At 66.6% G+C, this 20,699-nt stretch carries 19 protein-coding genes; 16 read left to right on the top strand and 3 right to left on the bottom strand.

Annotated elements, in window-relative coordinates:
* Positions 1-100: 100 nt before the first annotated feature.
* The 4 genes from QFZ47_RS07510 (at position 101) to msrQ (ending at position 5,406) form a co-directional block, all read left to right on the top strand.
* Positions 101-2,275: a cytochrome c biogenesis protein ResB gene (locus QFZ47_RS07510; protein ID WP_307655046.1), complete on the top strand. Its 2,175-nt coding sequence runs from the start codon at positions 101-103 to the stop codon at positions 2,273-2,275.
* On the top strand, positions 2,272-3,588 hold the full coding sequence (gene ccsB, locus QFZ47_RS07505) for a c-type cytochrome biogenesis protein CcsB (protein WP_307655045.1): 1,317 nt from the start codon (positions 2,272-2,274) through the stop codon (positions 3,586-3,588). Before QFZ47_RS07510 ends, ccsB begins: the two co-directional genes overlap by 4 nt.
* A gap of 110 nt (positions 3,589-3,698) precedes the next feature.
* Positions 3,699-4,709: a protein-methionine-sulfoxide reductase catalytic subunit MsrP gene (gene msrP / locus QFZ47_RS07500; protein WP_307655044.1), complete on the top strand. Its 1,011-nt coding sequence runs from the start codon at positions 3,699-3,701 to the stop codon at positions 4,707-4,709.
* Positions 4,710-4,737: 28 nt separating this feature from the next.
* A complete protein-coding gene (msrQ, locus tag QFZ47_RS07495) occupies positions 4,738-5,406 on the top strand; it encodes a protein-methionine-sulfoxide reductase heme-binding subunit MsrQ (RefSeq protein ID WP_307655043.1) in 669 nt (222 codons plus the stop codon).
* Between the two features lie 28 nt (positions 5,407-5,434).
* On the opposite strand, the gene lysA is transcribed toward msrQ, so the two are convergent.
* Both lysA and lptM read right to left on the bottom strand, forming a co-directional pair.
* Positions 5,435-6,712 carry a diaminopimelate decarboxylase gene (gene lysA, locus QFZ47_RS07490; protein ID WP_307655042.1) on the bottom strand — a complete coding sequence of 426 codons (1,278 nt, stop codon included), beginning with the start codon at positions 6,710-6,712 and terminating at the stop codon, positions 5,435-5,437.
* Positions 6,709-6,960 (bottom strand): LPS translocon maturation chaperone LptM, encoded by a 252-nt coding sequence (lptM, locus tag QFZ47_RS07485; RefSeq protein WP_370880568.1) that lies wholly within the window; start codon positions 6,958-6,960, stop codon positions 6,709-6,711. Before lptM ends, lysA begins: the two co-directional genes overlap by 4 nt.
* Positions 6,961-6,996: 36 nt before the next feature.
* Here lptM and cyaY point away from each other — a divergent pair, with 36 nt between their 5' ends.
* On the top strand, positions 6,997-7,329 hold the full coding sequence (gene cyaY, locus QFZ47_RS07480) for an iron donor protein CyaY (protein WP_307655040.1): 333 nt from the start codon (positions 6,997-6,999) through the stop codon (positions 7,327-7,329).
* 14 nt (positions 7,330-7,343) lie between these two features.
* Here cyaY and QFZ47_RS07475 read toward each other — a convergent pair whose 3' ends face one another.
* A complete protein-coding gene (locus QFZ47_RS07475; RefSeq protein WP_307655039.1) occupies positions 7,344-9,752 on the bottom strand; it encodes a penicillin-binding protein 1A in 2,409 nt (802 codons plus the stop codon).
* Between the two features lie 238 nt (positions 9,753-9,990).
* On the opposite strand from QFZ47_RS07475, the gene QFZ47_RS07470 reads away from it, so the two are divergent.
* Genes QFZ47_RS07470 through QFZ47_RS07420 form a run of 11 tightly spaced genes read left to right on the top strand, consistent with a single transcriptional unit; the run spans position 9,991 to position 20,666 of the window.
* Complete coding sequence (locus QFZ47_RS07470) at positions 9,991-11,070, top strand: pilus assembly protein PilM (protein WP_012746289.1); 1,080 nt, start codon at positions 9,991-9,993, stop codon at positions 11,068-11,070.
* A complete protein-coding gene (locus QFZ47_RS07465) occupies positions 11,067-11,687 on the top strand; it encodes a PilN domain-containing protein (protein ID WP_307655038.1) in 621 nt (206 codons plus the stop codon). Before QFZ47_RS07470 ends, QFZ47_RS07465 begins: the two co-directional genes overlap by 4 nt.
* Positions 11,688-11,694: 7 nt before the next feature.
* Complete coding sequence (locus QFZ47_RS07460; protein ID WP_307655037.1) at positions 11,695-12,378, top strand: type IV pilus inner membrane component PilO; 684 nt, start codon at positions 11,695-11,697, stop codon at positions 12,376-12,378.
* Positions 12,375-12,917, top strand: a complete 543-nt coding sequence (locus tag QFZ47_RS07455; RefSeq protein WP_307655036.1) for a pilus assembly protein PilP — start codon at positions 12,375-12,377, stop codon at positions 12,915-12,917. Before QFZ47_RS07460 ends, QFZ47_RS07455 begins: the two co-directional genes overlap by 4 nt.
* Positions 12,914-15,052: a type IV pilus secretin PilQ gene (locus tag QFZ47_RS07450; RefSeq protein ID WP_307655035.1), complete on the top strand. Its 2,139-nt coding sequence runs from the start codon at positions 12,914-12,916 to the stop codon at positions 15,050-15,052. The genes QFZ47_RS07455 and QFZ47_RS07450 overlap by 4 nt, the downstream gene beginning before the upstream one ends.
* 23 nt (positions 15,053-15,075) lie before the next feature.
* Positions 15,076-15,624, top strand: a complete 549-nt coding sequence (locus tag QFZ47_RS07445) for a shikimate kinase (protein ID WP_307655034.1) — start codon at positions 15,076-15,078, stop codon at positions 15,622-15,624.
* A gap of 32 nt (positions 15,625-15,656) precedes the next feature.
* On the top strand, positions 15,657-16,769 hold the full coding sequence (gene aroB / locus QFZ47_RS07440) for a 3-dehydroquinate synthase (protein ID WP_307655033.1): 1,113 nt from the start codon (positions 15,657-15,659) through the stop codon (positions 16,767-16,769).
* A 48-nt stretch (positions 16,770-16,817) separates the two neighbouring features.
* A complete protein-coding gene (locus tag QFZ47_RS07435) occupies positions 16,818-17,948 on the top strand; it encodes a deoxyguanosinetriphosphate triphosphohydrolase (RefSeq protein WP_307655032.1) in 1,131 nt (376 codons plus the stop codon).
* The gene (locus QFZ47_RS07430) at positions 17,945-19,216 is read left to right on the top strand and encodes an MFS transporter (protein WP_307655031.1); all 1,272 of its coding nucleotides are present in this window, start codon (positions 17,945-17,947) and stop codon (positions 19,214-19,216) included. Before QFZ47_RS07435 ends, QFZ47_RS07430 begins: the two co-directional genes overlap by 4 nt.
* The gene (locus QFZ47_RS07425) at positions 19,213-19,788 is read left to right on the top strand and encodes a DUF1415 domain-containing protein (protein ID WP_307655030.1); all 576 of its coding nucleotides are present in this window, start codon (positions 19,213-19,215) and stop codon (positions 19,786-19,788) included. Before QFZ47_RS07430 ends, QFZ47_RS07425 begins: the two co-directional genes overlap by 4 nt.
* Positions 19,785-20,666 carry a class I SAM-dependent methyltransferase gene (locus tag QFZ47_RS07420; protein ID WP_307655029.1) on the top strand — a complete coding sequence of 294 codons (882 nt, stop codon included), beginning with the start codon at positions 19,785-19,787 and terminating at the stop codon, positions 20,664-20,666. Before QFZ47_RS07425 ends, QFZ47_RS07420 begins: the two co-directional genes overlap by 4 nt.
* Positions 20,667-20,699: the final 33 nt, after the last annotated feature.

Here is a 20,699-nt window from a genome sequence, read left to right as displayed (position 1 = left end):
TGAACTAACCGCCGATAAAAAACCCAAACAGAGGGCGGGCCGATCCAGCTGGATGGCCCGCCCTTTGCTTTTTCCCTCATTCCTTTCGTTCCACCGCCCGATGTCTGTCTCCACCCACGGCCTTCGCGTCCATCGCGGCCCGCAAGTGCTTCGCGCTGCGGTGGAGCTGTTTTCGTCGATGCGGTTCGCGATTGCGCTGCTCACCGTCATCTGCATCGCATCGATCATCGGCACGGTGCTCAAGCAGCACGAGTCGATCAACAACTACGTCAACCAGTTCGGTCCGTTCTGGGCCGAGCTGTTCCGCGCGGCCAAGCTCGACTCGGTCTACAGCGCCTGGTGGTTCCTGCTCATTCTGCTGTTCCTGGTGATCAGCACCTCGCTCTGCATTGCGCGCAACACGCCGCGCATCTTCATCGACCTGAAGACCTTCAAGGAAGGCATCCGCGCGCAGAGCCTCAAGGCCTTCGGCCAGCGCGCCGAAACCCGATTGGACGAGGCGCCCGCCGCGGCCGCCAACCGCATCGGCCAGATGCTGGTGAGCGGTGGATGGAAGGTCAAGCTCCAGCAGCGCGAAGCCGCGAACGGGCATGCCGACGATGCGGGCTGGATGGTGGCCGCGCGTGCGGGCGGTGCCCACAAGCTGGGCTACATCGCCGCCCACAGCGCGATCGTGCTGGTGTGCATTGGCGGCCTGCTCGACGGCGACCTGGTGGTGCGGGCCCAGACTTGGTTCAACGGCAAGAGCGTGTTCACCGGCGGCGGCATGATTGCCGACGTGCCGTCCCAGCACCGGCTGTCGCCGCGCAACCCGACCTTCCGCGGCAACATCCTGGTGCCCGAGGGCGCGCAGGGCAGCGTGGCCATCCTGCAGCAGTCCGACGGCGTGCTGCTGCAGGAGCTGCCGTTCTCGATCGAGCTCAAGAAGTTCATCGTCGACTACTACTCGACCGGCATGCCCAAGCTGTTCGCGAGCGAGGTGGTGCTGCACGACCGCGAGACCGGCGCCCAGGTGCCCGCGCGCATCGAGGTCAACCATCCGGCCAGCTACAAGGGCGTGGAAATCTACCAGTCGAGCTTCGACGACGGCGGCTCCAAGGTGAAGCTCAAGGCGGTGCCGATGGCGGCCGCGGCCAAGCCCTTCGAGGTCGAGGGCGTCATCGGCGGGCCGAGCACCGAAATTACCAACGGCCGCGAAAAGCTCACGCTCGAATACGCCGCGCTGCGCGTGATCAACGTCGAGAACTTTGCCGACGGCGGCGCCATGGGCAGCGGCGCCGACGTGCGCAAGGTCGACCTGCGCCACGACATCGAATCGCGCCTGGGCGCCGCCAACAAGACCAACAAGCCCAAGGTGCTGCGCAACATCGGCCCGAGCATCGGCTACAAGCTGCGCGATGCCGCGGGCCAGGCGCGCGAGTACCAGAACTACATGGTGCCGGTCGATACCGGCGACGGCCAGCCGGTGTTCCTGCTCGGCATGCGCGAGAAGCCCGAGGAGCCGTTCCGCTACCTGCGCGTGCCGGCCGACGAACAGGGCTCCATGGACAGCTTCGTGCGCATGCGCACCGCGCTGGCCGATGCCGACACCCGCAACCGGGCGGTCGAACGCTACATCGCCAGGGCCGTCGATCCCAAGCGGCCCGAAATGGCCGAGCAGCTGCGCGTTTCGGCGGCGCGCGCGCTCGCCCTCTTTGCCGGCAGCGAGCGTGCCAAGGCCGATGCCGCCACCCTGGGCGGCTGGCAGGCCATTGCGGAGTTCATGGAAGCCAACGTGCCCGAGGCCGAGCGCGAACGTGCCGGCGCGGTGCTCGTGCGCATCCTCAACGACGTGCTGTTCGAGGTGCTCAACCTGAGCCGCGAGGGCGCGGGGCTCGCGGCATTGCCGAGCGACGACAAGTCGCAAGCCTTCCTGACCCAGGCGGTGCTGGCCATCAGCGACGCGTACTTCTATCCGGCGCCGGTCGCCATGATGATGACCGACTTCACCCAGGTGCAAGCCAGCGTATTCCAGGTGGCGCGCGCGCCCGGCAAGAACGTGGTCTATCTGGGCTGCCTGTTGCTGATCATCGGGATTTTTGCCATGCTGTATGTGCGCGAGCGCCGGCTCTGGGTGTGGCTCACACCCGATGGCGCGGGCTCCGGAGACAACAACACCACGGCCGCCACGATGGCTTTCTCGGTCAATCGCAAGACCATCGACAGCGACCGCGAGTTCGAGCACCTCAAGCACAAGCTGCTTGCCTTGAAGAAAGAAGGACCGGCGTCACCATGAACACCACCACCCTCACGCTCCACGAAAGCTGGTTTTCGCGCCGCAACCTTTTCGACTGGGTGTTTGCGGCACTGGTGCTGGCAGGCGGCCTTTTTGCCTTTGCGCGCTATGCGGGTTCGATGGACTCCTACGAGAAGCCCATCCTCGGCGCCGCCATGGTGTCGGTCATTGCGATCGGCTGGTTCTGGCGTCCGCTGCGGGTGCTGGCCCTCGTGGTGGCCGTGGCCTCGCTGCTGGCCATCAGTTCCTACCAGGGCGACCTGGCGCGCGCGGACACGGTGTTCTGGCTCAAGTACTTCCTGTCGAGCCAGTCGGCCATTCTCTGGATGAGCGTGCTGTTCTTCATGAGCACGCTGTTCTACTGGTTCGGTTTCTTCGGCGGCAAGCAGGGCGACACCTTCGACCTGATCGGCTCCCGCCTGGCCTGGGCCGCTGTTGCCATGGCGCTCGTCGGCACCATGGTGCGCTGGTACGAGAGCCACCTGCTGGGGCCGGACATCGGCCACATTCCCGTCAGCAACCTGTACGAAGTGTTCGTGCTGTTCTGCTGGCTCACGACGGCTTTCTATCTTTACTTCGAATCGCGCTACGGCACGCGCACGCTCGGCGCGTTCGTGATGCTGGTGGTGAGCGCGGCGGTCGGCTTTTTGCTCTGGTACACGCTGGTGCGCAATGCGCATGAGATCCAGCCGCTGGTGCCGGCGCTGCAGAGCTGGTGGATGAAGCTGCACGTGCCGGCCAACTTCATCGGCTACGGCACCTTCGCGCTCGCGGCCATGGTGGCCTTCGCCTACCTCATCAAGGAGCAGGCGCAGGAGACGCGCTGGTACAAGCTCACGCCGATCTGGCTGCTGGGCGTGGCGCTGTGCTTCGTGCCGGTGGCCTTTCGCCAGCGCGTGCAGGAGGCCGGCGGCAGCTACTGGGTGGTCTATGCGGGCATCTCCGCACTGATTGCCGCGGGCATCCTGCTGGGGCGCAAACGCATCGCCGCCAGGCTGCCGACCAACGAGGTGCTCGACGACGTGATGTACAAGTCGATCACGGTCGGCTTCGCGTTCTTCACCATTGCCACCGTGCTCGGCGCGCTGTGGGCGGCCGATGCCTGGGGCGGCTACTGGAGCTGGGACCCGAAGGAAACCTGGGCCCTGATCGTCTGGCTCAACTACGCGGCCTGGCTGCACATGCGGCTGGTCAAGGGCCTGCGCGGCACCGTGGCGGCCTGGTGGGCGCTGGGCGGCCTGGCGGTGACCACCTTCGCGTTCCTGGGTGTCAACATGTTCCTGAGCGGACTGCACAGCTACGGCACCCTGTAGGCGCCGGCTTTTCGCGAAGAATTGAAACCACGCGCAGCGATGGCGCGTAACCGGATCGGGGGATTGCACGAACTACCCTGAGCACAACGATTCACGCGAAAGGCCGTCACATGTCGTTCCATTTCCGTCCCGAGGGTCGCAGCAGCGGCTTCATCCACCCGCTTTCGAGCGAGATCACGCCGCGCGCCGTCTACGAGGGCCGGCGAGACCTGCTCAAGCTGATGGCCGGCGGCGCAGCCGGTGCCGCGCTCGCGAGCTTTGCGGGGCGCGAGGCTTTCGCCCAGGCCACCGGCCCCCACAAGCTGGCGCTGCTTCCGGGCGCGAAGTCCGCCGTGCCGGGCGCGCAAACGATGGAAAAGCTCACCGACTACAAGGACGCGACGAGCTACAACAACTTCTACGAGTTCGGCACCGACAAGGGCGACCCGGTCAAGAACGCCGGCACGCTCAAGACCCGGCCATGGACCGTGGAGGTCGAGGGCCTGGTCAAGAAGCCCGGCAAGTACGGCATCGAAGACCTGCTCAAGCTCAGTGCGCAGGAAGAGCGCATCTACCGCCTGCGCTGCGTCGAAGGCTGGTCGATGGTCATTCCCTGGGTGGGCTATTCGCTGGCCGAGCTCATCAGGAAGGTCGAGCCGCAGGGCAACGCGAAGTACGTCGAATTCGTGACCCTGGCCGATCCCAAGACCATGCCCTTCGTGGGCTCGCGCGTGCTCGACTGGCCCTACACCGAAGGCCTGCGCATGGACGAGGCCATGCATCCGCTCACGCTGCTGGCCTTTGGCATGTACGGCGAAGTGCTGCCCAACCAGAACGGCGCGCCGGTGCGCATCGTGGTGCCGTGGAAGTACGGGTTCAAGTCGGCCAAGTCGATCGTGAAGATCCGCTTCGTCGAGAAGGAGCCGGGCACGGCCTGGAACAAGGCGGCGGCGCAGGAATACGGCTTCTATTCGAACGTCAATCCGAATGTCGACCATCCGCGCTGGAGCCAGGCCACCGAGCGCCGCATCGGCGACGGCGGCGGACTCTTCGCCAAGCGCAACAAGACGCTGATGTTCAACGGCTACGAAGCCCAGGTCGGCCAGCTCTACGCGGGCATGGACCTGAAGAAGAACTACTGAGCCAGCCCCGCCGCACGCCCCTTGCCCCATGAACAAGCTGCTCATGCATCCGGCGGCCAAGCCGGCCATCTTCCTGCTGTGCCTGCTGCCGTTCGCGCAGCTGGCCTATGCTGCGGTCGCCGGCGGACTGGGTGCCAACCCGCAGGAGTTCCTGATTCGCGCCACCGGCGACTGGACCTTGCGCTTCATCTGCATCGTGCTGGCCGTGACGCCGCTGCGCGTGATCACCAAGGCCAACGCGCTCGCGCGCTTTCGCCGCATGCTCGGGCTGTTCGCATACTTCTACGTGGTGCTGCACCTGCTGTGCTACAGCTGGTTCGACATGGGCTTCGAGTGGGCCGACATCGCCAAGGACATTGCCAAGCGGCCGTTCATCCTGGTGGGGTTCTCGGCCTTCCTGCTGCTGACGCCGCTGGCCGCCACCTCGTTCAATCGCGCCATCAAGGCGATGGGAGCGAAGCGCTGGCAGATGCTGCACAAGCTGGTCTACCTGATGGCGGGCCTGGGCCTGCTGCACTTCTTCTGGATGCGCGCGGGCAAGAACAACTTCGCCGAGGTGTTCGTCTATGCGGCGATCATCGCGGTGCTGCTCGGGTGGCGCGTGTGGAACTACGCGGGCAAGCGCAGGCCGAAGCCATCGGCCGGCGTGCGGGGCAGCAGCAGCGGCGAGAAGTCGCTGCGCAGCAGCACCGGCTGACCGGCGCGAATTACGCAGATCACGCGAGTCAGCCTTCGATCCGCTCGCTGCGCAGCTGGTCTTCCATCGTCTCGCGGCGACGGATCAGCGTGGCGCTCTGGCCGCTCACCAGCACTTCGGCGGCCCGGCCGCGCGTGTTGTAGTTGCTGGCCATGCTCATGCAGTAGGCACCGGCCGACAGCACCGCCAGCAGGTCGCCGGCCACCACGTTGAGCGCGCGGTCGCGGCCGATCCAGTCGCCGCTTTCGCAGACCGGGCCGACCACGTCGTAGGTCGGCGCGTCGCCGGCACGCTCGCGCAGCGGCACGATCTTCTGGAACGCCTGGTACATCGCGGGACGCGGCAGGTCGTTCATTGCCGCATCGACGATGCAGAAATTCTTGTCTTCGCCCGGCTTGGTGTAGAGCACCTCGGTCACACAGACGCCGGCATTGCCGACCAGCGAGCGGCCGGGTTCGATCACGAGCTTGCGCTGGCCGAAGCCGCGGGCATCGAGCTTGGCGAGCAGTTGCTGCCACAGCGCATCGGCCTTGGGCGGCATTTCGCCGTTGTAGTCGATGCCCAGGCCGCCGCCGAAGTCGAGGTGGTGAATGGGCACGCCGGCCGCTTCGATGGCCTCGACCAGGTCGAGCACCCGGTCGCAGGCGTCCAGGTAGGGCGAGGCTTCGGTGATCTGCGAGCCGATGTGGCAGTCGATGCCGACCACCTCGAGGCCCGGCAGCCTTGCGGCATGGCGATAGGCCTCGACCGCGCGGTCATGGGCAATGCCGAACTTGTTGCCCTTGAGGCCGGTGGAGATGTAGGGATGCGTCTTCGGATCGACGTTCGGATTGATGCGGATGCTGATGGGCGCGCGGCGCCCCTCGGCCAGCGCCACTTCGTTGAGCACGTCGAGCTCGGCTTCGCTCTCGACGTTGAAGCAGGCAATGCCGGCCGCCAGCGCCTGCCGCATTTCGGCGCGGGTCTTGCCCACGCCCGAGAAGATGATCCTGGCGGGATCGGCGCCCACGGCCAGTGCGCGCACCAGTTCGCCGCCCGAGACGATGTCGAAGCCGCAGCCGGCCTCAGCGAACACGCGCAGCACGCCGAGCGATGAATTCGCCTTCATCGCATAGCAGATCAGGGCGCTGCGGCCTTCGAAGCCGCGCTGGTAGGCGGCCAGTGCGTCGAACATCCATTGCTTCGAATAGACGAACAGCGGCGTGCCATGTTCGCGGGCCAGCGCCGCGAGGTCCAGGCCTTCGACGTGGAGCGCGCCGTCGCGATGCGCGACGTGCGGATGGCCGGGGAGCGCAGCGTTCGTCACTTTTGCACCCCGGTGCCGGTGTTGCTGCCGGCTGGAGCCGGCGCACTGCTGGCCGCGGCGGGCTGGGGCGCGGCTTCGGCGTCGGAAGCGCGCGGGCCCCCGGGCGTGAGCAGCTGCGGCAAGGTGGCCCGGTTGGCGGCCGCCGGATCGGTCGGCAGGGAGAGCGGGCCGCGCTGCCCGCAAGCGGCCAGGCCGCCCGCTGCGGCAGCGAGGCAGACCATGAGCGCAGCGCGGCTGGAAGCGCTCACTAGAATTTGACGAACATTCAACATAACTAAATTGTAATGACCGACTCCGAATACATGGACCGCGCCGAATCCGCGCTCGCCGCCATCGAGCAAGGCTGCGACCGCATCAACGACGCGACCGACGCCGACATCGACAACCAGCGCGTGGGCGGCATGATCACGATTTCATTCAAGAACGGCAGCCAGCTGATCGTGAATCTGCAGAAGCCCCTGCAGGAGATCTGGCTTGCCGCGCGTTCCGGCGGCTATCACTACCGCTACGACGGCAAGGCCTGGGTCGACACCAAGACGGGGGAGGAATTCTTCGGGAATCTTTCCCGTGAGGCGAGCCTTCAGGCCGGGCAGCCGCTGGAGTTTGCGGCCGCCTGACCGTCGTCAGGTCTTCAGTTCCTGAAAAGGTCGAGGATGCGGTTGCGCTCCTCGGGCGGCGCGGGCGGGCTCACCGGAACCCCGCTCAGGGACTCTGCCGGCGCCGCTGACGAGCTGTCCACGCCAAGGCTGGAGACGCCGCGGCCCGGCGCGTAGTCGTCGTAGTACCACTCGCCGCCCACGCTCACGACACCCGACGGGGGCGTGGCGGACAGCTCGGTCACGGGCACGCCCTTGATCGCCGTTTCCATGTAGCTGATCCAGATCGGCAGGCTCAGCCCGCCACCGGTTTCGCGGTCGCCCAGGTTGCGCGGCGTGTCGTAGCCGATCCAGGAGATGGCGGTCATCGTGGGCTGGAAGCCCGCGAACCAGGCATCGAGCGAGTCGTTGGTGGTGCCGGTCTTGCCGTAGAGGTCGGGCCGCTTGAGCATCGCCTGGGCCTTGGCCGCGGTGCCGGCGCGCGCCACGGATTGCAGCAGCGTGTCCATGATGAAGGCGTTGCGCTGAGGGATGGCGCGGATCGTTTCGTTCAGCAGCGGCGGCTGCTTGTCGACCAGCACCCGGTCCTTGTGGTCGGTGATGCGGGTCACCAGATACGGATTGACCTTGTAGCCGCCGTTGGCGAACACCGAATAGGCCGTGGCCATCTGCATTGGCGTGACCGAGCCGGCGCCCAGCGCCATGGGCAGGTAGGCCGGGTGCTTGTCCTTGTCGAAGCCGAAATTGGTGATCCATTCCTGGGCGTAGCGCGTGCCGATCGATTGCAGGATGCGGATCGACACCAGGTTCTTCGACTTCATCAGCGCGGTGCGCATCGACATCGGGCCGTCGTAGCCTCCGCCGTAGTTCTTGGGCTCCCAGGGCTGGCCGCCGGTGGTGCCGGCATCGAAGAAGAGTGGACCATCGTTGATGACCGTGGCCGGCGTGAAGCCCTTCTCGAGCGCCGCCGAATAGATGAAAGGCTTGAAGCTCGAACCCGGCTGGCGCCAGGCCTGCGTCACGTGGTTGAACTTGTTCTTGCCGAAGTCGAATCCGCCCACCAGCGCCTTGATGGCGCCGTCGCGCGGGTCCATGGCGACGAAGGCGCCTTCCACTTCGGGCAGCTGAGTGATTTCCCAGGTGTTCTTGGGCGTCTTCACCACGCGGATCACCGCGCCGCGCCGAATCTTGATGTTGGGCGGTGCCTTGTCGGAAAGGCCGGACTGCGCGGGCTTGAGGCCATCGCCCGTGATCTGCACCGGGTCGCCATTGCCGCGCACGGCCGAGATTTCGCGGGCGTTGGCCTTGAGCACCACGGCCGCCATCACGTCGCCGTTGTCGGGATGGTCGGTCAGGGCGTCGTCCACTGCGTCGTCGAGCTCCTTCGGGTCGTTGGGCAGCTCGACGAATTTCTCGGGGCCGCGGTAGATCTGGCGGCGCTCGTAATCCATGATGCCCTTGCGCAGGGCCTTGTATGCCGCGGCCTGGTCGGCCGCCACCAGCGAGGTGTACACCTTGAGCCCGCGCGTGTAGGTGCTGTCGCCATATTGCGCATACATCAGCTGGCGCACGGTTTCGGCCACGTATTCGGCATGCAGGCGGTTCGGGTCGGCCGCGTCGCGCAGGTGCAGTTCTTCCTTCTTGGCCTCGGCCGCCTGCTCGGCGGTGATGAAGCCTGCGTCCTGCATGCGGTCGATCACATAGAACTGGCGTCCGCGCGCCCGCTGCGGGTTGTTGACGGGGTTGTTGGCCCCCGGCGCCTTCGGCAGGCCGGCCAGCATGGCGGCCTGCGCAATGGAGAGCTCCTGCAGCGGCTTGCCGAAATACGCCTCCGAGGCCGCCGCGAAGCCGTATGCGCGGTTGCCGAGATAGATCTGGTTCAGGTAGATCTCGAAGATCTGGTCCTTGGTGAGCAGGTGCTCCAGCTTGAAGGTGAGCAGCACCTCGTAGATCTTGCGCGTGAGCGTTTTCTCGGAACTCAGGTAGACATTGCGCGCCACCTGCATCGTGATGGTCGACGCGCCCTGGCTCTTCACGCGGTTCATGTTGGCCAGGCCGGCGCGCACCATGCCCTTGTAGTCGACGCCGCCGTGATCGTAGAAGCGCGTGTCTTCGGCCGCCAGCACCGCCTCCTTCACGAGCTTGGGGATTGCCGCGATCGGGGTCAGGTTGCGGCGCTCTTCGCCGAATTCGCCGATCAGGATGCCTTCCGCGGAGAAAACCCGCAGCGGCAGCTTCGGCCGGTAGTCCGACAGCTCGGAGATGTCGGGAAGGTTCGGGTAGGCGACGGCCAGGGCGACGGCGATCACGCACAGCAACGCCAGAACACCGGCTGCGGCAATGCCCAATCCCCAGACCATGAAGCGCAGCAGCCATTTCAGCCAGGCTGGGCGTGCGGGGGGAGGGGTCTTGGCTGGCCCTTTGAGGCGTGAAGTTTCTTGCATGTGGGCCCGGAGAGTCACCGCACATTATAAAAAGCCGGCCCCTTGCCACGGGCGGAACTTGGGTGCATCGTTGCGGGCTAAACCAAAAGTTACCAAATGTGGCTTCAGCGTCAGCTTTTGACAACGGTCTGCCATTTTGCCGACGTGGGTTGCTTGGTTGCCGCTACGCCTGCTGCTAGCATGCAACCGAACGCAAATTTTTCCATTAGTTACAAATGCAGGGGTAAAGGGACCTAACTTGGCTGCTTTCGGATCATTGTTTCGCCGACAGAACGCCCCCATGCTCGGCCTGGATGTCAGCTCTTCCAGCGTGAAGCTGGTCGAGCTCGGCCGTGAGGCCAGTGGCAAGCTGGTTCTCGAGCGCTGCGCGATCGAACCCCTGGAACGGGGCTGGATCACTGACGGCAACGTCGAGAAGTTCGACGAAGTGGCCGAAGCCGTCCGCCGCGTCGTGCGCAAGAGCGGCACCCGCACCCGCAACGTCGCGCTGGCGCTGCCTCCCTCGGCGGTCATCACCAAGAAGATCATTCTTCCTGGCGGCATGAGCGAGCAGGAACTCGAAATCCAGGTCGAGTCCGAAGCCAACCAGTACATCCCGTTTTCGCTCGATGAAGTCAGCCTCGATTTCTGCGTCACCGGGCAGAGCACCGCCTCTGCCGGCGATGTCGAGGTGCTGATTGCCGCGTCCCGCAAGGAAAAGGTCCAGGACCGCGAAGGCCTGGCCGAGGCGGCCGGTCTGAAGGCGGTGATCCTCGACGTCGAGTCTTATGCCTCCCGCCTCGCGACCGCTCGCCTGATCGAGCAATTGCCGGGCAAGGGCCTCGATGCCGTCGTGGCGCTTTTCGAAGTGGGTGCTTTCACCACCAGCATGCAGGTGCTGCGCAACCAGGAAGTGCTGTACGACCGCGACCAGGCCTTCGGCGGCGCGCAGCTGACCCAGCTGATCGTGCGCCAGTATGGTTTCTCGGCCGAAGAGGCCGAAGCCAAGAAGCGCAGCGGCGATCTGCCCGACGACTACGGCTCGGGCGTCCTGAAGCCCTTCGTGGAAAGCATCGCGCAGGAAATCGCCCGTGCGCTGCAGTTCTTCTTCACCAGCACGCCCCACAACCGCGTGGACTACGTGCTGTTGGCCGGCGGATCGGCCTCCTTGCCCAGCCTGACCAGCGCCGTGACGCGCCAGACCTCGTTCGCCTGCTCGCTCGTGAACCCGTTCGACGGCATGGAACTGGGTCCGAACATCCGCGAGAAGAAGGTTCGGCGCGAGGCGCCGTCCTATCTGACTTCTTGCGGCCTGGCCATGCGGAGGTTCGTGCAGTGATCCTCATCAATCTGCTTCCGCATCGCGAAGCCGCGCGCAAGCGGCGCCGCGAAGCCTTCTACGGCACTCTGGGCGCAGCCGCAGTGCTGGGCGTCCTGATCGCCGGCCTGGGCTATCTCTGGTTCGAGGCGCAGATCTCGGCCCAGCAAACCAAGAACAATTTCCTGAAGACCGAGATCACCAAGCTCGAAGTCGAAATCAAGGAAATCTCGACCCTGCAGGAAGAAATTGCCGCGCTGCGCGCACGCCAGCAGGCGGTCGAAGACCTCCAGGGCGACCGCAACCTGCCGGTGCACCTGCTCAACGAACTGGTCCGCCAGCTGCCCGACGGCGTCTACCTGACCAGCATGAAGCAGGACAACCAGACCGTCACGCTGCAGGGCATGGCGCAGTCGAACGAACGCGTCTCGGAACTGCTGCGCAACCTGGGCAACAACAGCCCGTGGCTGGTCAAGCCCGAGCTGGTCGAAATCACTTCCGCGACGGTGAGCCTGAGTCAGCGCGACCAGCGCCGCGTGGCGAACTTCACGATGCGCATCGGCCTCAAGCGGCCGACCGACGCGCAGAAGGCCGCAGCCGACAAGGCCCTGGCCGCAGCGGCGCCAGCCAAGGGGTAGACGGATCATGGCAAGCAATCGCCCCTCTCAAAAAATCGACGTCGGCGCGGCGCTGCGCAGCTTCGGCGACCAGTTCCGCAACCTGAACCCGAACGATCCGTCCGCCTGGCCGCCGGTGCCCCGCTACGCCTTGTGCCTGGCGGTGACCGCGCTGGTGCTCGCCGGCATGTGGTTCCTGTGGCTGACCAATTCCAACGACGAGCTCGAGAGCGAGCGCGCCAAGGAAGTCACGCTGCGGGCCGACTACCAGAAGAAGGTGGCGCTTGCCGCCAATCTCGATCTGCTGAAGAAGCAGCGCGAGCAGGTGCAGCAATATGTGACGCTGCTCGAGAAGCAGCTGCCCAGCAAGGCGGAAATGGACGCATTGCTGTCCGACATCAACCAGGCCGGGCTCGGACGCAGCCTGCAGTTCGAACTGTTCCGCCCGGGCCAGGTTTCGGTGAAGGACTACTACGCGGAACTGCCGATCGCCGTGCGCGTGACCGGCCGCTACCACGACATCGGCTCTTTCGCGGCCGACGTTGCGAGCCTGTCGCGCATCGTGACGCTGAACAACCTCACGATCACTCCGCAGCAAAAAGACAAGGACGGCACCCTCACGATGGATGCCACGGCACGCACTTACCGCTATCTCGATGACGAAGAGCGGGCGGCCCAGAAACGCGCCGCGGCGCCGAAGGCGAAGAAATGAGGACGACCGCCAACCTCCTGTGGCTGGTCGTGGCCGCCCTGGGCCTGAGCGCCTGCGCCGATTCGGAGCAGGAAGACCTGCGCCGCTGGATGGTCGAGCAGCGCGCCCAGGTGAAGCCCACGGTGCCGCCGATCACGGAACCCAAGAAATTCACGCCCCAGGCCTATACCGAAGGATCGGCGTTCGAGCCGTTCAACCTGCTGAAGCTGACCCAGGCGCTGCGCCGCGACTCGAACCAGCCCAGCACGTCGGAGCTGATCGCGCCCGAGCTGGCGCGCCGCAAGGAAGCGCTCGAAGCCTTCCCGCTCGACGCGATGGCCATGGTGGGCAGCATGAACCGCCACGGCCAGCCAGTGGCGCTGGTTCGTGTCGACAAGCTGCTCTACAAGGTGCGCGTCGGCGAGTACCTGGGGCTCAACTACGGGCGCATTACCCGTATCAACGAAACCGAAGTCGCCCTGCGTGAAATCGTGCAGGACGCCGCCGGTGAATGGATCGAACGCGTGGCGACATTGCAGCTGCAAGAGAGTGCGAAATGAATCAGAAAAAATCAACGATGGCACAGCGGCTGCGAGCTGCGGGGCTGGGTCTGCTGGCACTTGGCGCTTTCGCTATGGCCCATGCGCAAAACGCCATCGAGGCGGTGACCAGTTCGACGCAGTCCGGCGCGGAGGTGATCCGCATCGATCTCGCCCAGCCGCTCGCGGTCTTGCCGACCGGCTTTGCCGTGCAGACGCCGGCGCGCATCGCGCTCGATTTTCCGGGCGTCACCAACGCCATCGGACGCTCGGCCATTGAAGTGAACCAGGGCAACCTGCGTTCCGTCAATGTGGTCCAGGCCGGCGAGCGCAGCCGGGTGGTGCTGAACCTCAAGCAGGCCACGGCGTACAAGACCGAGATCCAGGGCAAATCGCTGCTGGTGATCCTCGAGCCCGTGGCCGGCACGGCGCTGGCGTCGTCCACGCCCACGGTCTTTGCCGAGAACCGCAACCGCGACACCCTGCCGCTGCGCGACGTCGACTTCCGCCTGGGTGCGGACAACACGGGCCGCGTGATCGTCGACCTGCCGAACAACCAGGTGGGCGTGGACGTCAAGCAGCAAGGCAAGAACCTTGTCGTCGAGTTCACCAAGTCGACCCTGCCCGAGGGGCTGCGCCGCCGCCTCGACGTGGCCGACTTCAACACCCCGGTCCAGCTGATCACCTCGCAACAGTCGGGCGACCGCGTGCGCATGACGATCGAGGCCAAGGGCGACTGGGAGCACAGCGCCTATCAGAGCGAAAACCAGTTCGTGGTGGAGCTTCGCGCACGCAAGGTGGATCCGGCCAAGCTGACGCAGGGCGTGGGCTACAACGGCGAGAAGCTGTCGCTGAACTTCCAGAACATCGAGATCCGCTCGCTGCTGCAGGTGATTGCCGACTTCACGAACTTCAACATCGTGACCTCCGACTCGGTCTCCGGCGCGCTGACGCTGCGGCTGAAGGACGTGCCCTGGGACCAAGCCCTCGACATCATCATGCAGGCCAAGAACCTGGGCATGCGCAAGAACGGCAGCGTGCTGTGGATCGCGCCCAAGGATGAAATCAACGCCAAGGAAAAGCTCGAATTCGAAGCCAAGGCCGCGATCGAGAACCTCGAGCCGGTGCGCACCCAGTCGTTCCAGCTCAACTACACCAAGGCGATCGCCATTGCCCAGGGGTTGACCGGAACCGGCGCCTCGGCCGGCGGCGGTGGCGGCTCCGGCACCACCACGCGCATCCTGAGCCCGCGCGGCAGCGTGATCGCGGAGGCGCGCACCAACCAGCTGTTCGTGTCGGACATTCCCTCACGCCTCGCACAAGTGGCCGACCTGATCCAGAAGCTCGACATTCCGGTGCGCCAGGTGCTGATCGAAGCCCGCATCGTGGAAGCCTCCGACACCTTCGGCAAGTCGCTGGGCGTGCGGCTCGGCGGCGGTATCTCCCGCGAACGCGTCGCGTCGGCCAACGGCAATCCGGCGTACGGCACCTTCGGCGTGATGCCCGCCACCACCGGCGGCGTCGGCGCCGCAGCAGCCACTTGGACCAACTCCAACTTCATCAACCTGCCTGCGGGCGACGCCGGCGGCACCGGCAACGCGCCGGGCACCTTCGCGATCTCGCTGTTCAACTCGAGCTTGTCGCGCATGCTGAACCTCGAGATCTCGGCGCTCGAAGCCGACGGCAAGGGCAAGCTGGTGTCCAGCCCGCGCGTCATCACGGCGGACCAGACCAAGGCGCTGATCGAGCAGGGCGAGGAAATTCCCTACCAGCAGGCAACCTCCAGCGGCGCCACCTCGATCTCGTTCCGCAAGGCGGTGCTGAAGCTCGAAGTCACGCCGCAGATCACGCCCGAAGGCAACATCATTCTCACGCTCGACGTGAGCAAGGACGCCCGCGGCGTCAACACCTCGGCGGGCCCGGCCATCAACACCAAGCATGTGCAGACCGAGGTGCTGGTCGAGAACGGCGGCACGGTCGTCATCGGTGGTATCTTCGAACTTACCGAAACCAATGACGAGTCGCGCGTGCCGGTGCTGGGTGAAGTGCCCTACCTGGGGGCACTGTTCCGCAAGCGCGAACGCGTTGCCAACAAGACCGAAATGCTCGTCTTTATCACTCCGAAGATGATTACCGACCGCAACGCCGCGCGCTGACGCGCGGGCGTAGCAGCCACCGCGTGGCGGTCGCACTCGTCGGGTTGCCCGGCGCCGGCAAGTCCGCAGTGGGCCGGCGTTTGGGCGCACGCCTGAACCTTCCCTTCGTCGATACCGATCACGTGATCGAGCAGCGCATCGGCTGCTCGATCCGCGATTTCTTCGAGCGGGAGGGTGAAATCGCCTTCCGGGACCTCGAGCAGACGGTCATCGCCGACCTTGCCGCCCAGCCCCACGGCGTGTTGGCCACGGGGGGCGGCGCCGTCCTGCGGGAGGCCAACCGCAAGCAGCTGCGGGACCGCTTCCACGTGATCTACCTGCGCTCCTCGCCCGAGGACCTGTTCCGGCGCCTGCGCCACGATGTCAAGCGGCCCCTGCTGCAGGTGGCCGACCCGCTGGGCCGGCTGCGCGAACTGCACGATGCGCGCGATCCGCTCTACCGCGAGACGGCCCATGAAGTGGTCGATACCGGGCGCCCCTCGATCGCCATGCTGGTGAACATCATCGTGATGCAGCTGGAGCTCGCCGGCATCGTGGTGCCGGGCAGCCAGCCGGAAGAGCCCTCCGACTGAAGCGCCGGCTCGCAGCGCCTAAACTCGCTGCCATGCCATTGCCCGCACCTTCCGCACCGCCAGAACGCGTCGACATTCAGCTCGGCGAGCGCAGCTACCCGATCCTGATCGGCGCCGGCCTGCTGGACGACCCCCAGAGCTTTGCCGCCGTGCCCGCGGCCGCCAGCGCGCTGATCGTCAGCAACACCACCGTGGCGCCGCTCTACGCCAAGGCCTTGCGCGCCGCGCTGGCCGGCCGCTTTCGCACCGTGCACCTGCTCGAACTGCCCGACGGCGAGGTGCACAAGAACCTGCAGACCCTGAATCTGATCTTCGATGCCTTGCTCGGCCACGGCAGCGACCGCAAGACCGTGCTGTTCGCCCTGGGCGGCGGCGTGGTGGGCGACATGGCTGGCTTTGCCGCCGCCAGCTACATGCGCGGCGTGCCCTTTGTGCAGGTTCCGACCACGCTGCTGGCGCAGGTCGATTCGTCGGTCGGCGGCAAGACCGCCATCAACCACCCGCTCGGCAAGAACATGATCGGCGCGTTCTACCAGCCGCAGCTCGTGGTGTGCGACCTGGGCACGCTGCAGACGCTGCCGCCGCGCGAGCTGAGCGCCGGCCTGGCCGAGGTCATCAAGTACGGCCCGATCCACGACATGGCCTTCTTCGACTGGATCGAGGCGAACATCGATGCCCTCGTGGCGCGGGAGCCCGCCGCGCTGGCCCATGCGGTCAAGCGCAGCTGCGAGATCAAGGCGCTGGTCGTCGGCCAGGACGAGCGCGAGACCGGCGTGCGGGCCATCCTCAACTTCGGCCACACCTTCGGCCACGCCATCGAGTCGGGCCTGGGCTACGGCGAGTGGCTGCATGGCGAAGCGGTCGGCTGCGGCATGGTGATGGCGGCGCACCTGTCGCAGCGGCTCGGCGGCGTCGATGCGGCGTTCGTCGAGCGACTCACGCGGCTGATCGAACGCGCCGGCCTGCCGACCGTCGGGCCGGCGCTGGGAGCGGAGCGCTATCTCGAATTGATGCGGATCGACAAGAAGTCCGAAGCCGGCGAGATCCGCTTCGTGGTGATCGACAAGCCGGGCTCCGCGGCTGTCAGCAGCGCGCCCGATGCGCTGGTGCGCGAAGTGCTCGCGCGGTGCTGCCAGGCGGAATGAGCGCCGCGCCGAGAGTGCATCAGTGAACGGATCGCCAGGGGTGCCTCAGTGAGCCTTGCGGCCTATGCCTGCCACCCGGCGCGCTCGCGCGGGAGGCGCCATGCCGAGCCGCCGGCGCCCACGCGCGATGCCTTCCAGCGCGACCGCGACCGCATCGTGCATTCCACCGCGTTTCGGCGGCTGGTCTACAAGACACAGGTTTTCCTGAACCATGAAGGCGACCTGTTCCGCACCCGGCTCACGCATTCGCTCGAAGTCGCCCAACTGGGCCGCTCCATCGCCCGCGCCCTGCGCATCAACGAGGACCTGGTCGAAGCGATCGCCCTCGCGCACGACCTCGGCCACACGCCGTTCGGCCATGCGGGGCAGGATGCGCTCAACGCATGCATGGAAGGCCATGGCGGCTTCGAGCACAACCTGCAGAGCCTGCGCGTGGTCGACGCCCTGGAACATCGCTATCCGCAGTACGACGGACTGAATCTCAGCTTCGAGACCCGCGAGGGCATCCTCAAGCACTGCTCGCGCGCCAATGCCGAGCGGCTGGAAGCCGGCGAGCCCAACGGCGTGGCGCGCCGCTTCCTGGACCGCACCCAGCCGGGCCTCGAAGCGCAGCTTTGCAACCTGGCCGACGCAATTGCCTACAACGCGCACGACATCGACGACGGCGTGCGCTCCGGGCTCATCAACGTCGAGCAGCTCGGCCAGGTGGAGCTCTTCGAGCGCTACCGCCGCGAGGCGCTGGCCGAATACCCCCAGCTGGGAGGGCGGCGTGTGCTCTACGAAACCATCCGGCGCATGCTGAGCGCCCAGGTCTACGATGTGATCGACGCCACCCGTGCGGCCCTGGAAACAGTGAAGCCGGCCGATGCCGACGGCGTGCGCAACGCGCCGCCCCTCGTTGCATTCAGCGAAACCATGCAGGCGCAGTCCAACGAGCTCAAGGCCTTTCTGTTCCGCAACCTCTATCGCCATCCGCAGGTGAGGCAGACCACCGACCAGGCGCAGCAGGTGGTGCGCGAACTGTTCGAGGCCTATCTGGAGCGCGGGGCCGAGATGCCCGGCTCCTACGCAGAGCGCCGCGGCCGGCATCGCGCCGTGGCCGACTACATCGCCGGCATGACCGACCGCTTCGCCATGCGCGAGCATGAACGGCTGACCGGCCGGCGGGGCATTGGATGAGCGCAACAGCCGTCTCGTCCGCTCGCGTTCCCGCCGCTGCCTTCGCCGTGGTGCTGGGCGGGGTCAGCGCAGCGCTGCACCTGGGCAAGCTGCCGCCTGCCGTGCCGGCCCTGCAGGCGTCGCTCGGCATCGACCTGGTCGAGGCCGGATTCCTGCTGTCGCTGGTGCAGGTGGCGAGCATGAGCCTGGGGTTGATCGCCGGGCTCGCGGCCGACACGATCGGCTTGCGCCGCAGCATGCTGACCGGCCTGCTGGTGCTGACGATGGCGAGCCTGCTGGGCGGCGCGGTCGGCGCAGGGCTCCTGGGCGGCGCCTTTGCGGTGCAATGGCTGCTCGGCCTGCGCGCGCTCGAAGGCATCGGCTTTCTGCTGGCGGTCATGCCGGGGCCGGGGCTGATCCGCGCCCTGACGCCGCCGGGCGCGGACAAGGCGGCGCTCGGCGTATGGGGCGCCTACATGCCGCTGGGCGTCGCGCTTGCGCTGCTCTTCGGGCCGGCGCTGATCGCCTGGGGCGGATGGGCCGACTGGTGGTGGACGCTGTCGGCCGTTTCGGCCGCCGCGGCGCTCTGGCTGTGGCTGGTGGTGCCCGCGGATGCGTTGCGTTCGGCTGCGGCGGGCGTGGAGGGCAGCACGGCCGGCGGATGGCCGTCGCGCTTGCGCGCCACGGTCGGCGCGCCCGGGCCCTGGATGATCGCGCTGACCTTTGCGGTGTATTCGGCCCAGTGGATGGCGGTGATCGGCTTTCTCCCGGCCATCTACGCCGGCGCCGGCATACCGGCCGGCTGGAGTGCGGTGCTCACCGCCGTGGCGGCGGCGATGAACATCGTCGGCAATGTCGCGGGCGGCCGCTGGCTGCAGCGCGGCGTTGCACCCGAGCGCTTGCTCCAATGGGGTTTCCTGGCCATGGCGCTGGGCGGCTTTGCAGCCTTCGCGCAGATCGGGCAGGGCGCCGACGCACTCGGTCTGCCGCCGGTGCTTCGCTATGCCGCGGTCTGCGTCTTCTCCCTGTGCGGCGGGATGGTGCCGGCGACCCTTTTCCTGCTCGGCGTCCGCCTGGCGCCCGGTCGGTCCACGGTTTCCACCACCGTCGGACTCATGCAGCAGGCGTCTTCCCTGGGCCAATTCCTGGCGCCGCCGGCGGTAGCGTGGGTGGCCTTGCGTGCCGGCGGCTGGCACTGGACCTGGACCGCCACGCTGGCATGCTCGCTGGCCGGCATGGCCCTGGCGCGGCGCCTCGGCGAAATACGCCCTTCGGCGGAGGTGGGATGACCGGCGCGGCGACAATCGATGCCATCCAGGCCGAAGCCGACATGCGGCGCTGGCTCGAACGCGCGGTGATCGGGCTCAACCTGTGCCCGTTCGCGAAAGCGGTGCACGTGAAGGGGCAGATCCACCATGCCGTGTACCTGCCCGCTGACGAATCCGCGCTGATCGACATGCTCCTTGCAGAGGCCAATGAACTCGCTGCGCTCGATGCCTCCGTGCGCGACACCACCTTGCTGACAGCACCCAATACCTTGGCGGATTTTCTGGACTTCAACGATTTCACGGCGCGCGCCGAACGCAGGCTCGCGCGCGCGGGCTTCGACGGCGTGTTTCAACTCGCGAGCTTTCATCCGCGGTTCCAGTTCGCAGGCACCGACGCCGACGACATCGCCAACGCCACCAACCGCGCGCCGTACCCCACGCTGCACTTGCTGCGCGAAGACAGCGTGAGCCGCGCGGTCGAGGCCTTTCCAGAGGCCGAAGCCATCTTCGAACGCAACATCGAGACGCTCGAGGCGCTGGGGCCGGACGGCTGGGCTGCGCTGGACGTGGGCCCCGGGAGCGCCCGGCCATGAACGCACCAGCGACCAGGGCCGTGAAGACGGCCAAGACCACCAAGGCCGAGGCCGAGCTGGCCGAGGTGCTGCGTCCGGGCCAGTCCATCGAGCTGCTGAAGGAACTGCACATCCTCACGCGCGAAGGCCGGCTCAACCAGGATTCGCGGCGCAAGCTCAAGCAGGTCTACCACCTGTTCCAGTTCATCGAGCAGCTGCTGCGCGAACTGCCGGAAGGCGGTGCCGAGGCCACGCTGGCCGACCATGGCGCCGGCAAGTCGTACCTTGGCTTCATCATCTACGATCTGTTCTTCCGCTCGCGCCAGGGCGGCCATGTCTACGGCATCGAGACGCGCAGCGAGCTGGTCGAGAAATCGCGCGCCTTGGCGCGGCAGCTGGGCTTCGACCGGATGTCCTTCCTGAACCTCACCGTGGCCGAATCGGCCCAGGCGAGCGAGCTGCCGGAGCGCATCGACGTGGTCACTGCGCTGCATGCCTGCGACACGGCCACCGACGACGCGATCGCCTTCGGGCTCGCCAAGAAGGCGCGCTGCATGGTGCTGGTGCCCTGCTGCCAGGCCGAGGTAGCGGCATGCCTGCGCGAAACCAAGGCGCTGGCCCTGTCGCGCACGCCATTGGCCGAACTCTGGCGCCATCCGCTGCACACGCGCGAAATCGGCAGCCAGCTCACCAACGTGCTGCGCTGCCTGTACCTCGAGGCCAACGGCTACAGCGTCACCGTCACCGAACTGGTGGGCTGGGAGCACAGCATGAAGAACGAGCTGATCCTGGCGCGCCACACCGGGCAGCGCAAGGCCGCAGCGGCCGCACGGCTCGGCGAGCTGCTGTCGCAGTTCGGGCTCGACACCCTGGGCGAGACGCGGTTTCGCCTGCCCTGAGATTTCGCTGAAGCGCATCGCGTCACGTCTCGT

This window comes from Variovorax paradoxus, from assembly GCF_030815975.1.
Lineage (GTDB): Bacteria > Pseudomonadota > Gammaproteobacteria > Burkholderiales > Burkholderiaceae_C > Variovorax > Variovorax paradoxus_N.
Note: the sequence above shows the minus strand (reverse complement) of the source record. Positions and strands in the feature narration are given on the sequence as shown.